At 36.8% G+C, this 16,065-nt stretch carries 15 protein-coding genes, 4 tRNA genes and 1 rRNA gene; 6 read left to right on the top strand and 14 right to left on the bottom strand.

The window, feature by feature from the left end; translation table 11 throughout:
- Positions 1-295 precede the first annotated feature (295 nt).
- Genes I2F23_RS14090 through I2F23_RS12320 form a run of 3 tightly spaced genes read left to right on the top strand, consistent with a single transcriptional unit; the run spans position 296 to position 2,492 of the window.
- Positions 296-796: a YfiR family protein gene (locus I2F23_RS14090; protein WP_195772889.1), complete on the top strand. Its 501-nt coding sequence runs from the start codon at positions 296-298 to the stop codon at positions 794-796.
- Between the two features lie 2 nt (positions 797-798).
- Positions 799-2,007, top strand: coding sequence for a diguanylate cyclase domain-containing protein (locus I2F23_RS12325; protein ID WP_195772888.1), 1,209 nt, complete (start codon positions 799-801; stop codon positions 2,005-2,007).
- Entirely contained in the window at positions 2,004-2,492 is a 489-nt protein-coding gene (locus I2F23_RS12320; protein WP_195772887.1) for an OmpA family protein, read from the top strand. Before I2F23_RS12325 ends, I2F23_RS12320 begins: the two co-directional genes overlap by 4 nt.
- A 50-nt stretch (positions 2,493-2,542) precedes the next feature.
- Here I2F23_RS12320 and I2F23_RS12315 read toward each other — a convergent pair.
- The 7 genes from I2F23_RS12315 to secA form a co-directional block, all read right to left on the bottom strand.
- Positions 2,543-2,619: transfer RNA gene (locus tag I2F23_RS12315), tRNA-Pro, on the bottom strand.
- Between the two features lie 5 nt (positions 2,620-2,624).
- A tRNA-His gene (locus I2F23_RS12310) sits at positions 2,625-2,700 on the bottom strand.
- Positions 2,701-2,734: 34 nt separating this feature from the next.
- Positions 2,735-2,811 (bottom strand) — tRNA-Arg (locus I2F23_RS12305).
- 43 nt (positions 2,812-2,854) lie between these two features.
- Positions 2,855-2,931, bottom strand: a tRNA-Pro gene (locus tag I2F23_RS12300).
- A gap of 227 nt (positions 2,932-3,158) precedes the next feature.
- The gene (gene argJ / locus I2F23_RS12295) at positions 3,159-4,376 is read right to left on the bottom strand and encodes a bifunctional glutamate N-acetyltransferase/amino-acid acetyltransferase ArgJ (protein WP_195772886.1); all 1,218 of its coding nucleotides are present in this window, start codon (positions 4,374-4,376) and stop codon (positions 3,159-3,161) included.
- A gap of 119 nt (positions 4,377-4,495) precedes the next feature.
- A complete protein-coding gene (locus I2F23_RS12290) occupies positions 4,496-4,849 on the bottom strand; it encodes a hypothetical protein (RefSeq protein ID WP_195772885.1) in 354 nt (117 codons plus the stop codon).
- A 120-nt stretch (positions 4,850-4,969) separates the two neighbouring features.
- Positions 4,970-7,687 (bottom strand): preprotein translocase subunit SecA, encoded by a 2,718-nt coding sequence (secA, locus tag I2F23_RS12285; protein ID WP_195772884.1) that lies wholly within the window; start codon positions 7,685-7,687, stop codon positions 4,970-4,972.
- A gap of 261 nt (positions 7,688-7,948) precedes the next feature.
- Here secA and I2F23_RS12280 point away from each other — a divergent pair, with 261 nt between their 5' ends.
- The gene (locus I2F23_RS12280) at positions 7,949-8,596 is read left to right on the top strand and encodes a peroxiredoxin (protein ID WP_195772883.1); all 648 of its coding nucleotides are present in this window, start codon (positions 7,949-7,951) and stop codon (positions 8,594-8,596) included.
- A 16-nt stretch (positions 8,597-8,612) separates the two neighbouring features.
- Here the strand turns inward: I2F23_RS12280 and I2F23_RS12275 are convergent, their stop codons facing one another.
- The 6 genes from I2F23_RS12275 to trxC form a co-directional block, all read right to left on the bottom strand.
- The gene (locus I2F23_RS12275) at positions 8,613-9,716 is read right to left on the bottom strand and encodes an SPOR domain-containing protein (protein WP_195772882.1); all 1,104 of its coding nucleotides are present in this window, start codon (positions 9,714-9,716) and stop codon (positions 8,613-8,615) included.
- On the bottom strand, positions 9,707-10,987 hold the full coding sequence (gene folC, locus I2F23_RS12270) for a bifunctional tetrahydrofolate synthase/dihydrofolate synthase (protein WP_195772881.1): 1,281 nt from the start codon (positions 10,985-10,987) through the stop codon (positions 9,707-9,709). Before folC ends, I2F23_RS12275 begins: the two co-directional genes overlap by 10 nt.
- Entirely contained in the window at positions 10,984-11,880 is an 897-nt protein-coding gene (gene accD, locus I2F23_RS12265; protein ID WP_195772880.1) for an acetyl-CoA carboxylase, carboxyltransferase subunit beta, read from the bottom strand. Before accD ends, folC begins: the two co-directional genes overlap by 4 nt.
- Before the next feature lie 2 nt (positions 11,881-11,882).
- Positions 11,883-12,680, bottom strand: a complete 798-nt coding sequence (gene trpA / locus I2F23_RS12260; protein ID WP_195772879.1) for a tryptophan synthase subunit alpha — start codon at positions 12,678-12,680, stop codon at positions 11,883-11,885.
- 378 nt (positions 12,681-13,058) lie between these two features.
- Complete coding sequence (locus I2F23_RS12255) at positions 13,059-13,466, bottom strand: acyl-CoA thioesterase (RefSeq protein WP_195772878.1); 408 nt, start codon at positions 13,464-13,466, stop codon at positions 13,059-13,061.
- Between the two features lie 6 nt (positions 13,467-13,472).
- Positions 13,473-13,901 carry a thioredoxin TrxC gene (trxC, locus tag I2F23_RS12250; protein ID WP_195772877.1) on the bottom strand — a complete coding sequence of 143 codons (429 nt, stop codon included), beginning with the start codon at positions 13,899-13,901 and terminating at the stop codon, positions 13,473-13,475.
- A 122-nt stretch (positions 13,902-14,023) separates the two neighbouring features.
- On the opposite strand from trxC, the gene I2F23_RS12245 reads away from it, so the two are divergent.
- Positions 14,024-14,362, top strand: a complete 339-nt coding sequence (locus tag I2F23_RS12245) for a TIGR01244 family sulfur transferase (RefSeq protein WP_195772876.1) — start codon at positions 14,024-14,026, stop codon at positions 14,360-14,362.
- Positions 14,363-14,485: 123 nt separating this feature from the next.
- Positions 14,486-15,871 (top strand): dihydrolipoyl dehydrogenase, encoded by a 1,386-nt coding sequence (locus I2F23_RS12240; protein WP_195772890.1) that lies wholly within the window; start codon positions 14,486-14,488, stop codon positions 15,869-15,871.
- A 60-nt stretch (positions 15,872-15,931) separates the two neighbouring features.
- Here the strand turns inward: I2F23_RS12240 and rrf are convergent.
- Positions 15,932-16,046: ribosomal RNA gene (rrf, locus tag I2F23_RS12235) — 5S ribosomal RNA — on the bottom strand.
- Positions 16,047-16,065 lie beyond the last annotated feature (19 nt).

Genomic DNA, 16,065 nt, shown 5'->3' with positions numbered 1-16,065 from the left:
GTAATCTGAAAGTTTTTTATCTTCTTCATCAAACCCCAACCTCAATCAATCTAAGAACTAAATCCTAAACCAATCAACTAAGTTATTGTTTATCAAGAAGTTTCTTTCAACATCACCGCCGATGGATACGCATTATAGACCAATCAATTCCAAACACAACCCCCTAAGCCATTTTATTTCTATTTTATTTGTCAATAGAACAATAGTTGATCATTTTTTGAAAAAAAGTGTATTTTTGGTGATTATCTCATCACTTTTTAGTAAGATTTCAATAATTATATAACATGAGTCTTATATGTATTTTTTAAAATTTAAAAAAATATGCCTATGCTTATGTTTATTGATCATCTCACTTCCAAGTTTTGCAATTTCAATGAAAAGTTTTTATGAACTTACTTTATCTATTTTAAGCTATGTCCAATGGGATACAGAGGATCATATTTTTTGTGTGATCAATAGTGAAGAACTAGCTAAAAACTTCAACCAAACTGCGAAGCAAAATAAGTACAGTTATAAAATTATTTCTTTTAGTCATACAATACCTCTAAATATAGGCTGCAATATTGTATTTTTCTCATCAGATACACCTATCCAATCTCAAAATACTATTTTGAGGCAACTAAAATATAGTCCACTATCTTTTACGATGAATGATCATGATTGTGATACAGCCATCACCTTTTGTTTATACCGAAGAAAAGATGATTTTACATTTAACATTAATTTAGATGCACTCAGTCATTCAAAGTATCATTTAGACTCACGGGTTCTTCTACTAGTTAAGGAAAATAACTAGTTATGAGTCATAAAACTGCATCCTTAAAACAACTTTTTCATAGATCACAAATATGTGTCATTACTTTTATACTGGTTATTGGCACTTTTACATTCATTGCAATTTCAACGTTTACAATGAATACTTATGTACAGCAAAACCTTTCTTTACTCGGCCATACACTGAGTGAGCGCCTCCAGCCCGCAATTTTATTTAAAGATAGCTTAATGCTTAGGCAAGTAACAAAGGAGTATACCGAAGGCCACTCCATACGGATTATTTACGTTTTTGATGAAAAGAATAATTTATTAGAAAGCAATGCTTCAAATCCGAAACATTTTTCAGACGTTGAACAAATATTTAATAAATGGTTTCTTAGTGATCCTTCTAGTTTTCCAATTTATCATCAAAATAAAGTAATTGGAAAAATACAGATTTATGGGAGTTCAGAGAAAGCTCTTGATTTCTTATTTACTATTTTTATTGGTATTTTGATATGTATGTTACTTATGGCATTGACGCTTTGGATCTCGACAAAGTTAACCTATAAGTTCATTATACGCTCAATTACACCACTCACTCAAATTGCTCAACTTGTCAGCACTCAAAAAGCATATAACTTAAGATTTCCAAACACTTCTATTCGTGAATTACAAGATCTTAATTCAACCTTTAATGAACTTTTATCAGAAATAGAAGTTTCTCATACTCAATTGAAAGATGAAAACAAACAATTATCTTTAGAAGCAAAACACGATCCCTTAACTAAACTCCCTAACCGCGCTTATTTCCATCAGAGATTATTAAATATTTTTAATTCTCCCTATCATCGTAGTAATTCTGCTCTATTTTTTATTGATAATAATAATTTTAAAGAGATCAATGATAAATATGGTCATCTTGCTGGAGATAATGTACTCATTGAAATGTCAAATCGATTAAAGAATCGATTACGAGATAGTGACTTTATAGCAAGGTTAGGTGGTGATGAGTTCGCAATTATTTTAAAATCTGTTCCACCACAATATATAGACAAAATATCTCAAGATTTGCTTCAAACCTCAGATTTGCCATTAATCTTTAATGGCGAACAAATATATTTTAGTTTTAGTGTCGGTATTTCATTATCTTTGTATGCAAGTAGTCCTGAAGATTGGATTAATCGAGCAGATCAAGCAATGTATAAAGCAAAAAGTCTTCACGTTAATAAAAGTTTATCTATTTCATTATGATTAAAAAGACCTATACCTCACTACTACTTATCTTGCCTGCCTTATTGTGTGGCTGTTTACATACTGGTGGTGTAAGCATAAAACAAGCACACCTGCTAAAACAAGAAGGATTTAAGCTAGATCACCACAATGAATGGGCACTTGGACTTCCAAGACGACTTTTATTCAACTTTGATGATGCAAAGCCATCTAAAATAGATTCTGAAAATGTAAAGGAACTCGCTTATAAATTAAAACAATACAACTTAAATAAACTCAAAATTATTGGTCACGCAGACGATATAGGAAGCGAAAGTTATAATATAGATTTATCTAAACAACGTGCGGATAATATTGCTTCTATTTTTTATAAGAATGGATTCAAAAAGGAAAATATTCGTACTTTAGGAAAAGGATCAAGCCAACCTATTTCTTTTACAAAAGATCATGACAGCAGAGTGAACAATCGTCGTGTCACAATTGTAATTGTTCCGAATTCTTTTTAGTACCTAGTATTTTTAGACGAAAAAAAACCGCTTAACGCGGATCTTTTTATTGGTCGGAGCAGTAGGATTCGAACCTACGACCCCCTGGTCCCAAACCAGGTGCACTACCAGGCTGTGCTATGCTCCGTAAATTGGGGTGAATGATGGGGTTCGAACCCACGACAACCGGAATCACAATCCGGGGCTCTACCAACTGAGCTACATCCACCGTAGTGCTTTAGTTCTACTTACCAGACAACTAATGGCGCGCCTGACAGGATTCGAACCTGTGACCATCCGCTTAGAAGGCGGATGCTCTATCCAACTGAGCTACAGGCGCATGATCGATGATACTAATATCATGCGATAATCTCGCCGATTTTTGGTCGGAGCAGTAGGATTCGAACCTACGACCCCCTGGTCCCAAACCAGGTGCACTACCAGGCTGTGCTATGCTCCGCTTAATCTCAGCTTTTTTGTATCACACATCGTGCGGTACGGTGTGCATTCTAGGCGTGAAGTTGTTTTAGGTCAAGCCCTATATTTAAAAAAAACAACTTTATTTAATCAAAAGTCTATTTATTCATCACTTTACTTTAAAAAGTATTATTTTTATACGTTTTCAATGACTTATTTCTTTTTAATTAAAAAAACCAGCAAATTAAGCTGGTTTTTTATCAGGAAATCTTATGAGCGATAATCTGCATTGATCTTCACATAGTCATAAGATAAATCGCAGGTATAAACTGTGTCTGTTGCTTCACCACGACCTAAATCTACACGAATCGTAATTTCAGTTTTTGACATAGCCTCAACGCCAGCTTCTTCTGTATATGTCGATGCAAGGCCGCCATCTTGGCAGATTTGTACCTCATCTAGCCAAACTTGCACATTTTCTACATTTAGGTTTTCTACATTTGCATAGCCAATCGCGCATAATATTCTTCCCCAGTTAGGATCAGAGGCAAATAATGCAGTTTTTACAAGTGGGGATTGAGCAATACTATATGCCACATTACAGCACTCATCTGTATTTGCACCTCCCTCTACTTTTACTGTAATAAACTTTGTTGCACCCTCACCATCTCTTACAATCAATTGAGCTAAGCGTTTCATAACTCTAAATAGAACTTCTTTAAGTACTAAATATCTAGGATCTTGCTCATGTTCAATTGTTTTACCACCAGCTTGGCCTGTTGCAGCAAAAATACATGAATCATTTGTCGAGGTATCTCCATCAATCGTAATCCGATTGAATGACTGATCTGCTGACTCTTTAAGTAACTTATTCACGAGATTCTGATGAATAGGGGCATCCGTAACAACAAAACTGAGCATTGTAGCCATATTGGGACGGATCATACCCGCACCTTTGCTAATTCCTGTCATAACATAAGGAATGCCATCTAACTCAAAGGTTTCTGATGCGCCTTTAGGTGTAGTATCAGTTGTCATAATACCTTTTGCTGCATCACCCCATGCATCTTCTTTACCTAATAGCGCTTTAGGTACAGCATCTACTATACGTTCGATTGGTAATTGCTCACCAATCACTCCTGTTGAAAACGGAAGTACTTGATTGGGCTGAACATGACTAGCTTCTGCTATGGCATTACACATTTTTAAGGCATTTTCCATGCCTGTTTTGCCTGTTCCTGCATTTGCATTTCCAGTATTGATAATGAGATAACGAATATCTCCAGTTTGCAAATTTTTCTTACTTACATGAACAGGTGCCGCACAAAATGCATTTTGTGTAAAAACACCAGCAACATTTGTGCCTTCTACAAACTCGAAAATAACCAAATCACGTCGATTGGGGTAACGTACATGTGCTTCTGTCACACCTATTTTAACCCCTTTTACCACATGCATTTGTGGCATTGCGATATCACCAACAGCCATCGGATATTCCATTTATAATTAATAAGAGCTTCTAGCTTATGCAATCTATTTTTAAAAATCGAGTACTTCATATATAAAAAAACCAGTGATCACACTGGTTTTTATAAAACTACTTAGCTTTAAGGCATATCTGCCAATACTTTAGCTGCTTTTTCTTGACTCTCAGTAGAAATTGCAGGGTTCACTGCAATAATACGGTCAGCATTAGTACTATTTGCAGCAGCAATTGCATCGGTTTGGAGGATAATAGAGCGACCTTCAGTATTTCCCAAAGTATAGCTAATACCAGTACGTGGGCTAATAATAGTAAGTGAATTCCCTTTTGATGATACCTCAGCTTGTTGAGGGCCAAGAGCGGCTTTTACATTGCTTACAGATGTCGTGAAAGGCTCTGTATTTGCTGTTGTAGTCGCTAATGCCAGAGTTGGCATAAGAAATGCTGAAAGAATAAAGGTTTGTTTTATTTTGTTCATAGTTTTACCAATAGCTATCTATTTTTACCATACTTTTAGAAAAGTTTACTGCAAATTGAATATCTATCCTATGTTTGACTGCAAAAAAAAGCAGAACTCTTGTTCTGCTTTTGTAAAATCTTAAATTTTACCGTGACACTGTTTGTATTTAAGACCAGAACCACATGGGCATGGTGCATTACGACTCATCGGCGGTGTTACATCTGACTCTTCTTTCTGAGTAGATAGTTGCTCTTCTGAGGCAGTCACTGTACCTGTCAAACCATCGACATCATCATGTTCAAAAGATAGATTCATTGATTCGGCATGCTGAAGCTGTTGTGCTTCCAAAGCAGCAGCTTCTTCAGGTGATGGAACATGTACTGTTGAAAGATCATTAACAACATCGTTCTTCACAACACCAAGCATATTGACAAATAGATTGAATGCTTCTTTTTTATACTCTTGTTCAGGATTTTTCTGAGCATATCCACGTAAATGAATACCCTGTCTTAAGTAATCCATAGCTGCAAGATGATCTTTCCAGTGGCGATCTAAAGCATTTAACGTAAAATGACGCTCAAGCATCGCTGCTGATTCTTCACCCATTTGTGCACGACGGTCGCGATATCGTGTTACAACTGCATCCGTAATTCTAGCAACTAAGCCTTCTTCATCTAAACGGCGATCTTCATCTAACCATTGCTGAATTGGAAGTTCAATTCCTAAATCTGTTTTTAATGCTGTTTCAAGTCCTGCCACATCCCATTGATCATGAATAGATTCAGGTGGGATAAAGTTAGCGATAAAACCTTGCAAGACCTCATCATGCATTTCTTCAATATAATTTTGTAATGAACTTTCAGCTAAGATTTCATCACGCTGTGAATAGATAATCTTACGTTGTTCATTGTTTACATCATCATATTTGAGAAGATTCTTACGAATATCAAAGTTGCGCGCTTCGACTTTACGTTGAGCATTTTCAATAGAACGACTTACCATTTTATGTTCAATCGCTTCGTCTTCTTTTAAGCCCATTGCTCTCATCATACCAATGACTCGATCGCCTGCGAAAATACGCATTAAGTCATCTTCTAGAGAAAGATAAAAACGTGAAACGCCAGGGTCTCCTTGACGTCCCGCACGACCACGCAATTGGTTATCAATACGGCGAGATTCATGACGCTCAGAACCAATAATATGTAAACCACCTGCATTCAGGACAGTCTCATGATCATATTGCCATTCTTGTTTTAATCGTTGCTCATCTGCTTCTGTTGGATTTTCAATTTTTGCAAGCTTCGCTTTCCAGTTACCCCCCAGAAGGATATCTGTACCTCGTCCTGCCATATTTGTCGCAATTGTGACCGAGCCAGGACTTCCTGCTTGAGCAATAATATCTGCTTCACGCTCATGTTGTTTGGCATTTAGTACCTCATGAGAGATACCTGCTTGCGTAAGTTTATGTGCAAGGACTTCACTGGCTTCAATCGTTGCAGTACCTACAAGAATTGGGGCACGTGTTTCTTGTATACGCTTAATTTCAGCAACAATCGCATCATACTTTCCATTTCTATTTAAGAAAATTAGATCATTATGATCTTTACGTACCATAGGACGATGTGTAGGAATAAGTACAACATCTAAGCCATAAATTTCTTTCATCTCTGAAGCTTCGGTATCTGCTGTACCAGTCATTCCAGATAGTTTTTTATATAAACGGAAATAGTTTTGGAAAGTTGTTGTCGCGAGTGTTTGGTTTTCTGGTTGAATTTCTAGATTTTCTTTTGCTTCTACAGCTTGGTGTAATCCTTCAGACCAACGGCGACCTGGCATTGTACGGCCTGTATGCTCATCTACAATAACGACTTCACCATCGTGAATAATATAATGCACATCTCTTTGGAAAAGAAAATGAGCACGAATCGCAGCAGAAACGTGATGAACTAGATTTAAGTTGGTCGCAGAATAAAGGCTATCGCCTTCTTCAAGTAATCCTAAAGCAATCAGTTCACGCTCTACCGCTTCATAACCGACTTCTGTCATTTCTACTGAGCGTTGTTTTTCATCAATCCAAAAGTGCCCACCATCTGCAACTTTTTCCTCTTTTTGAGGATGAAGCTTTGGTGCGATTGCATTAATTGCTGCATATAATTGAGAAGAGTCTTCACTTTGTCCCGAAATAATAAGCGGTGTACGTGCTTCATCAATTAAAATTGAATCGACTTCATCGATAATTGCGTAAGATAAACCACGTTGCTTTTTCTCAGCAAGTGAAAAGACCATGTTATCTCGAAGATAGTCGAAACCAAATTCATTGTTTGTACCATAGGTGATATCTGCTTGATAAGCCAGACCTTTTTCATCAGGTGCCTGCATCGAATAAATCGTACCTACTGTTAAGTCTAAAAACTCAAACAATGGTCTATTTAGTTCAGCATCACGTTGTGCCAAGTAGTCATTGACTGTAATAACATGTACACCTTCACCACTCAATGCATTTAAATAACAGGCAAGTGTTCCCATAAGGGTTTTACCTTCACCTGTGCGCATTTCCGCGATCTTTCCTTCATGTAAAGTGATACCGCCAATCAACTGTACATCGTAATGGCGCATACCCATAATGCGCTTACCTGCCTCACGACAAACTGCAAAGGCTTCAGGAAGTAATGCATCTAAACTGGTGCCTGATTGATAACGCTCTTTAAACTCTTGAGTCTTTGCAGATAATTCGGTATCGCTAAGCGCAGATATCGTCGGTTCAAGCGCATTTATTTTATCTACAATTTTACGCATGCGTTTGAGCTCGCGCTCATTTTTAGTACCGAAGATACCTCCGATCAGACTTCCCAACATGAATAAGCTCTCTAATTTTTGCTAGTCAAAAATGAAATAAATTTTAATTACCAGTTATTATGGTGTTAGATTTTTGAAGTACAAGTTTTTTGAACAAAAACACGCAATTTTTTTAATGCTATTTATAAATAATTCTTTATTTTTTAAAAAATGATTATCATTTTATATAACACATAGATATATAAAGCATAAATGAAGATTTGAATCTGAGACGATTTAAGCCATATTATTTTTACTTCATCATTCAATTAGAGAACAACAATGACTTTACGATTAGGTGATATTGCACCAGATTTTATACAGCAATCTACAATTGGCGATCTTCGTTTATACGACTATTTGGGAGATTATTGGGGTATTTTATTTTCACATCCTGCAGATTACACCCCAGTTTGTACCACAGAGCTTGGCTATACATCTAAACTTCAAGAAGAATTTTCAAAACGACATGTCAAAGCGATTGCACTTTCAGTTGATGACTTAAAATCACATGAAGGTTGGATTCAAGATATTAATGAGACTCAGAATACATATGTAAACTTTCCAATTTTGGCAGATAAAGACCGTAAAGTTTCTGAACTGTATGACTTTCTTCACCCTCATGCCAGTGAAACTACAACAGTTCGATCTTTAGTAATTATTGATCCAAATAAGAAAGTTCGCCTAATTATTACTTATCCTGCATCTACTGGTCGAAATTTTCATGAAATTTTACGTGTAATTGACTCTCTTCAACTCACAGATCACTATAAAGTCGCAACACCTGCCAATTGGGAAAATGGTGAAGATGTTGTAATCCTTCCAGCTATTAAAGATGAAAATGAGTTAAATGAGCGTTTCCCCCAAGGTTATAAAACCATTACACCCTACTTAAGATTTACACCACAGCCTAATAAAAAGCCTACATAATTGTAGGCTTTTACGTTTAGCGTTGATCAAGAGGTACCCATTCAATCACCCAAGCATTATGCATACCCAAGCTTGAATCGGCTTGTACCTTTTTACGCGCTGTATCTGCAGCCTCTTTATCTTTGACTGGTCCAACCATAATACGAATACCTTTAGATGTTGGACTTGTCGTAATTTTATAACCTTTTGCTCTTAATTTTGAAACAATTGCATCTGCATTGGCCTGATTCGCAGCTAAAGCAACTTGAACCATCCATTTTTTATGTACAGTTGATGCAGGTTTATCATCATCGTCTTTGTCATCATCATTTGCCATGATTTGACGCGCACGCGCGGTCTCAGACTTTTTAGAATCTTGTTCAGCTTTGTGTTTTGCAGCCTCTGCCTCAGACTTTTTCTTCAGTTCAGCTGCATGATGTTGTTTTTCATCTTGTTCAGCTTTCTTTTTTGCAGCCTGTTCTTCTGCACGGCGTTTTGCATCAAGCTCAGCCTTTTTCTTTGCATCCGCTTGTTTTTTTGCTTCTAACTCTGCTTTATGCTTTTCAGCTTGCTCTGCTGCTGCCTGCTTTTTAGCAGCTGCATCTGCTTGATGTTTTGCATCAGCTTCGGCTTTCTTTTTTGCCAAGATAGCAGCTTGCTGTTTTGCATCGACACTTTCTGTACTATTAGTCTTTGTTTTCGAGTTACTCGTCGCAGCCGTTGTCACCTCAGGTGGAATATCAGCACTTTCCTGTTCTTTCAAACGTCGAGCATTAATTTCAGCATATTCTTCAGCAGCTTTTTTTGCAGCCACCGCTTCTGCCTGTTGCTGTTGAATCAAATATTGCTGTGTTTTTGCTTCCTGTTCAGCAACAGCTCTTTCTCTGGCGCGCTTTTGTTCCTCTAATAAGCGTTTTTCAGTTTCAACATCAACCGTGACAGGTTGTAAAGACTGCATCTCACCCATTTTTGGTTCAGATGAGGTTGATGGTTTCATTTGTTGTGTATTTGGTTGAGTCTGAACTTCGGGTTTAGTTCCTTTTAACTCATTGGCGCCTTTTAATAGTAAAGCGCCTAATAGAACGCCGCCACCTAATAAAACAACACCACCCATCCAGCGCTGTTTGTTATTCATGGACATGACTCAATATACTCCCAAACCGCTTCTAATGTATGAAACGACCCACAAACTAATATGATCTGATCATCTTGTGCATCAATTAATGCAGACTGAAATGCCTGTGCGATGGTCGCACAACATTCAACATATTCGTCTTTAAGCGCATTATGAATTTCTTCAAGCTTCGCTGCACGCAATCCTGTTAATGGTGCAATTTTCCACGAATGTACAACAGGTTTCAACATGGATGTCACTGTATTTATGTCTTTATCTGCAAGCATTGAGAAAACTGTAATCACTCCGCTATACTGTTTATTGTATTGTCTAAATTTATGCAATTGATTTAACAAAAATTCTACACCATGGCCATTATGACCAGCATCAAAAACAACTGTTTTTCCAGCGACTTGGCGGATGTCAAAACGACCTGCTATTTTTGCCAAACTTACGCCCTGTTCAATGGCACGATCAGAAACAGTTAAATCGCTTAAAAGAATACTGGCTACAGCTGTTGATATATTTTCAATTGCCAATTTTCCCAAAGGTAAATTCAAGGTGACTCCTGCACTAGAGAAACACCAACCTTCTTCAGTTTCTTTATAAAAATAATCTCGGTTCACCACATATAGTTTTGCTTGGTTTTCTTCTGCTTTTTCTTGTATTGCATTTGGTAATGCTTGTTGTCCTGCAAAGATAACAGGAATATTAGGACGAATAATTCCCGCTTTTTCAGTTGCTATCTTTTCTATTGTATCTCCCAACCAATCTGTATGATCTAAACCAATATTTGTAATCACGGCGAGATCTGGATCTATAACATTCACGACATCTAAACGTCCACCCAGCCCAACTTCTAAGACCCATACATCGCATTCACAATTGATAAAGATAAGAAATGCAGCTAAGGTTGTTGCTTCGAAAAAAGACAGGCTGAGACCGCAAGCTCGACGTGCTTCATCAACTTTTACAAATGCCTCAACTAATTCTAAATCAGTTGCTTCAACATCTGATATTTTCACACGCTCATTAAAACGGTAAATATGTGGAGATTGGTATAGAGCAACTTTATATCCAGCTTGATTAAGTATCGCTGCGATAGTTGTGGTTGTAGAACCTTTCCCATTGGTTCCTGCCACAGTAATTATTTTTGCTTTTGGTTTAAGTACTTTAAGTCTTTTTGCAACAGGGAGAACTCGTTCTAGACCAAGATCAATCCCCGTCACATGGACACGGCCCCAATAATTGAGCCATGTCATCAAATCATCGGTTTTTAATGGTGATTCTACGTTCAATTTACATTCATCAACTTACTTATAATTCTATATACAGTATCACGTAATGAATGACGATGAACGATTTGATCGACTACACCATGATCAAGCAAATATTCAGCTCTTTGGAATGGCTCATCTAATTTTTCGCGTACAGTTTGTTCAATTACACGCTTACCTGCAAAACCAATCATTGCTTTTGGTTCAGCTAAGTGTACATCTCCCAACATCGCTAAAGATGCAGTCACGCCGCCATATACTGGATGTGTTAAAACAACAATATAGGGTAATTTAGCTGCTTTTAGTTTTTCAATAGCAGCAGATGTTCTTGCCATTTGCATTAAAGAAAGCATACCTTCTTGCATACGGGCACCGCCTGAAGCAGCAAAACATACAAGTGGTTGCTTTTTAGCAATTGCGCTTTCAGCAGCCTGTACAAATCGATCACCTACAACTGTTCCCATTGAACCGCCCATAAAGTCAAATTCAAAGGCACATGCGGTTACAGGCAAGCCTTTTAGTAAGCCTTGTAGAACAACCAATGCTTCAGTTTCGCCTGTCTTTTTTTGTGCCTCAGCCATACGCTGTGTATATGGTTTACTATCTACAAACTTTAATGGATCTTTAGCAACAAAATCTTGACCTAGCTCTGTATCAACTTGATCGAAAAACCAGTTTAAGCGTTCACGTGCTTTCATACGCAAATGCTCATCACACTGAGGGCAAACATATGCATTAAAAGACATTGCTGTACGTGTAGTTAATGCATGACATTCAGGACATTCAACTGTTGGTTCCGTAAAGCTAGATTTCAAAGTCTCTTGTGCATCTGGAACATGAATACCAGGTACAGGACGATTCGTCCATGGTGTCGCTGGGTTTAAGACTTTTGTCGGTTTAACTTCTTGACTCATACTTAGTTATCGAGCGCCGCTCGAAGCTCCTTGATTTTATTCACTGTTTGTTCAGCGGCTTGCTCCGCAGGTAATGTAGCAAATGGTTTAACAAGTGCACTTCCTACAATGACTGCATCAGCAACTGCACCCATTGCTTTTGCTGATGCAGCATCATTAATACCAAAACCTACACCTACAGGAACACTTGTGCTCTGCTTAATTTTAGCAATACGCTCAGCAGCTTCTTCAACATTTAACGTTGCAGCACCTGTTACGCCTTTTAAAGAGACATAATAAATAAAGCCGCTTGCTTGTTTAATCACATGTTGAATACGATCATCTTTAGATGTTGGCGCTAAAAGGAATATCTGATTCATATCATAGTTTTTAAGGACTTGATTAAAACCATCGGCCTCTTCAGGTGGTAAGTCTACAAGTAAAATACCATCCACCCCGCTTTCATGTGCTTTAGCAACAAAATTTTCATAGCCAATAACTTCTATAGGATTTAGATATCCCATTAAAACTACTGGCGTTTCTTTGTCTTGCTCACGAAATGTTTTCACCATGTTCAAAGCATCTAAAGTACTTGTACCAGCTGCTAAAGCTCTCTCCGCCGCCAAAGCAATGACTGGGCCATCAGCCATAGGATCAGAAAAAGGTAAGCCTAGCTCTACAACATCAACACCAGCTTCAACCATTTTGTGCAATAATGGAACAGTCACTTCTGGGTGCGGATCGCCAGCCATAACATATGAAATGAGTGCTTTACGTTGCTGAGATTTAAGCTGTTCAAAACGTTTGGCTAAACGACTCATAGAATTTCTTCCTTGCATGATAAAATAGAATGATTTTATATAAAAATCACACAACTGATTCATTGTAACGCTATTTTTCATGCATTGTACAATATCTAAAATGCGCTAATCGTATTCAACATTTTTTAATACAATTCTCAGGGTACATTAATCAATATTTAGCGTAATTTCTCAATGATCAAAGATATCTTTTTTTTGTTAATTCTTCGATTTTTTAATCAGTCAATCTAATTTAGATTTATCATTCTTACCTTTAATAACAATCACTTAAAATCAATACAGCTTTCAATGAATAATTGCAAAATACAACTTCAAATTTTATATTCAACATACCTTATTCATGTGAAGATCAGCACATAGACTGATCTTTATCATATTTTAAGTTAGATTTTCTCTCACCTCATCTGAAATTCGTCTTTTTTGACCGCTTTGATCTACTGCAACAAACGTGAATAATCCTGCTGTTACTTGTTTTGCAGGTCTAGATTCATCATGACTATTCCATACCTCTATAGCAATTTGAATTGAGGTGTTTCCGACTTTTAATATTTTTGTGTAGCAACTAATTACATCACCCACTTTTACAGGAACAAGAAACGACATCTGATTAATTGCAATTGTTGCACAACGCCCTTTGCTAAATCGCTCTGCATGAATAGCACCTGCCAAATCCATTTGAGAAACGATCCAACCCCCGAAAACATCACCGCTCCAGTTTGTATCAGCAGGCATAGCAATAGTTTGTAAAGAAAGTGTACCTTCAGGTTTAATTATTTCTGATTGCATATTTATTTACCTACTTTCAATTTGCTGATCTATCCAATCTTTTAGCTGAGGTCCTCTTAGAGCACCGCTAATCCTTGCCAACTCCTTTGTTTTGTCCATCATAACAATAGTGGGTAAACTTTTAATGTTAAATGCTTGACTGAGCCTTGGGTTCTTTTCAGTATCAATTTTGGCAAATACAACACGATTATATTGGCTAGAGACCTGCTCAAAATGTGGTGCCATCATTTTACAAGGTCCACACCAGTCTGCCCACAGATCGATAACAATCGGTAAATCATGATATTGAATAAAGGTACTAAAATTAGTTTCGTCTAAAATAATAGGTGACTGAGGAATCAATGCAGTATGACATTGCCCACATTGTGGATTTTGGCTTAACTTATCCTCAGGTACTCGATTTTTTGCATTACATCTTACACAAACTAAAATCATTGTTCATCTAACTTTGAATATGAATATCGATAACATTCTGCTTTCATTCCATAGAGCTGTAAACATTCCATAACAAGATATGATATAAATAAGTGAATATATATAATTTTCTGGAGAAAAGAATGAGCGAAAATATCGGATTTGCAGGACAAATAGGTCCTGAACACGTTGATCAAATTGTTGCGAAAGGTTTTAAATCTCTTATCAATAATCGTCCAGATTATGAAGGTGGTACAGAACAACCTACAAGTGCACAAATTGAAGAAGCTTCTCGAGAAGCTGGTTTAGATTATGTTTATCAGCCTGTCGTTTCTGGCCAGATTACTGAATTAGATGTAAGGGAGTTTGCCAATCATTACAATGAACTGCCAAAACCCATTCTCATGTTCTGCAGAACAGGCAATCGAGCAAATAATTTATATCAAATTGCAAAACAAATGGATTTACTTGACGACGAATAAACTGATCAACAGCTACACACTTCTTGTGTAGCTGTTGAATGTAAAGAAATGCAATATTCTATGAAATCTTATAAAAAAATAGCTATATTTTAATCATCACAATACTAATGAATATAAATGATGATATACGACATTATAATAATAGGTGCGGGTTCAGCAGGAATCAGTGCTTATAAACAAGCTGTTAAACATACTGATAACATTTTAATTATTAATCATGGTCCATGGGATACTACTTGTGCACGCGTCGGTTGTATGCCTAGCAAATTACTTATCTCTAGTGCGAATCGGCTACATGATGCTCAAACATTAGAAAATGTAGGTATTCAAGCCAACTTAAAAGTAGATACATCTAATGTAATGAATCGTGTTAGAAAATACCGCGACCATTTTACATCAGCAGTTTTAGAAGATGTAAATTCTTGGAAAGATAAGCACAAAATAAATGGTATTGCATCATTTATAGATAAGTCTACTATCCAAGTTAACAATCAAACATACCAAGCAAAATCATTTATACTTGCCGTCGGTTCAGAACCAAGAAGAAATGAAGAATGGGAAAAGATTGGTAACCGCCTACTTACATCAGATACAATATTTGAGTTAGAGCAACTTCCTCAATCTATTGCAGTGATTGGAAGTGGATCAATTGCAACGGAACTGGCTGAAGCCCTCTATCATTTAGGTGTGGAAGTGACTATATTTAGTAGAAGTTCACATATTGCAATTGCGACTAGTCCTAAAATACAGAGTTTAATACAAGAAAATTTTAATCAAAAATTAAATATTCACTTTGAAACTACACCAACCTCTTTAACAAAAGAAAAAGAATGGGTTTGTGTCAAGTATAAGAATCGAGAGAATCAAAATGAAGAGGAAATTAAGGTTGAATATGTATTAAATGCAACTGGACGTACCTCATTACTCAGCAGTTTAAAACTTGAAAACATTGAATCAAGCTTTAGTGATATTAAAAACTTACCTATAGATAATAGTACTAAGCAATTAAAAAACTATCCAATTTTTATTGTTGGGGATGCTTATACGACTACACCTGTTCAACATGAAGCAAGCTATGAAGGGAAGATTTCTGTAAATAACTGCCTCAGTTATCCGAATGTAAATGATAAAAAAACATACCCTCCCTTTTCGATTGTATTTTCCTCTCCAGAAATTGCAGTTGTTGGAAAGTCGTATAAACAATTAAAAGATGCTGAACATAAGTTTACTGTTGGTTTTGCTTCTTACACAGATCAAGGAAGAGCGACAGTTTTAGGTAAAAATATAGGTGGAATTGAAGTTTATTTTGATAGTACAACCCAGGAGTTCTTAGGCGCAGAGATTTATGTTACCGAAGCAGAACACCTAGCTCACTTACTCGCTTGGAGTCTAAGTGAAAAAGCCAATCTAAAACAGCTTCTTAGCAAGCCATATTATCATCCTACTTTAGAAGAAGGATTGCGAACATCTTTAAGAGATGCATATAGTCAACTAAAATCATCTGATTAGAAATTTTAAGACTATAGAGATAAAAAAAAGCCTCCTTACGGAGGCTTTTTAGGAATTAGATGCTGGCGATGACTTACTCTCACATGGGTAACCCCACACTACCATCAGCGCTAAGAGGTTTCACTTCTGAGTTCGGGAAGGGATCAGGTGGTTCACTCTCGCTATTGTCGCCAGCATAACTTTTATGGAGAACA

The organism is Acinetobacter pollinis, from assembly GCF_015627175.1.
Classification (GTDB): Bacteria; Pseudomonadota; Gammaproteobacteria; order Pseudomonadales; family Moraxellaceae; genus Acinetobacter; species Acinetobacter pollinis.
The sequence above is the reverse complement of the archived record's forward strand: the minus strand, read 5'-3'. Positions and strand labels throughout refer to the sequence as shown.

Excerpts from the sequence above, each read along its gene's own strand:
- I2F23_RS12255 (WP_195772878.1), bottom strand. The coding sequence starts at position 13,466 with ATGCAATCAGAAATAATTAAACCTGAAGGTACACTTTCTTTACAAACT.
- trpA (WP_195772879.1), bottom strand. The coding sequence starts at position 12,680 with ATGAGTCGTTTAGCCAAACGTTTTGAACAGCTTAAATCTCAGCAACGT.
- trxC (WP_195772877.1), bottom strand. The coding sequence starts at position 13,901 with ATGATTTTAGTTTGTGTAAGATGTAATGCAAAAAATCGAGTACCTGAG.
- I2F23_RS14090 (WP_195772889.1), top strand. The coding sequence starts at position 296 with ATGTATTTTTTAAAATTTAAAAAAATATGCCTATGCTTATGTTTATTG.
- I2F23_RS12280 (WP_195772883.1), top strand. The coding sequence starts at position 7,949 with ATGACTTTACGATTAGGTGATATTGCACCAGATTTTATACAGCAATCT.
- argJ (WP_195772886.1), bottom strand. The coding sequence starts at position 4,376 with ATGGCTGTTGGTGATATCGCAATGCCACAAATGCATGTGGTAAAAGGG.
- I2F23_RS12325 (WP_195772888.1), top strand. The coding sequence starts at position 799 with ATGAGTCATAAAACTGCATCCTTAAAACAACTTTTTCATAGATCACAA.
- I2F23_RS12245 (WP_195772876.1), top strand. The coding sequence starts at position 14,024 with ATGAGCGAAAATATCGGATTTGCAGGACAAATAGGTCCTGAACACGTT.
- I2F23_RS12275 (WP_195772882.1), bottom strand. The coding sequence starts at position 9,716 with ATGTCCATGAATAACAAACAGCGCTGGATGGGTGGTGTTGTTTTATTA.
- secA (WP_195772884.1), bottom strand. The coding sequence starts at position 7,687 with ATGTTGGGAAGTCTGATCGGAGGTATCTTCGGTACTAAAAATGAGCGC.
- I2F23_RS12290 (WP_195772885.1), bottom strand. The coding sequence starts at position 4,849 with ATGAACAAAATAAAACAAACCTTTATTCTTTCAGCATTTCTTATGCCA.
- I2F23_RS12320 (WP_195772887.1), top strand. The coding sequence starts at position 2,004 with ATGATTAAAAAGACCTATACCTCACTACTACTTATCTTGCCTGCCTTA.
- accD (WP_195772880.1), bottom strand. The coding sequence starts at position 11,880 with ATGAGTCAAGAAGTTAAACCGACAAAAGTCTTAAACCCAGCGACACCA.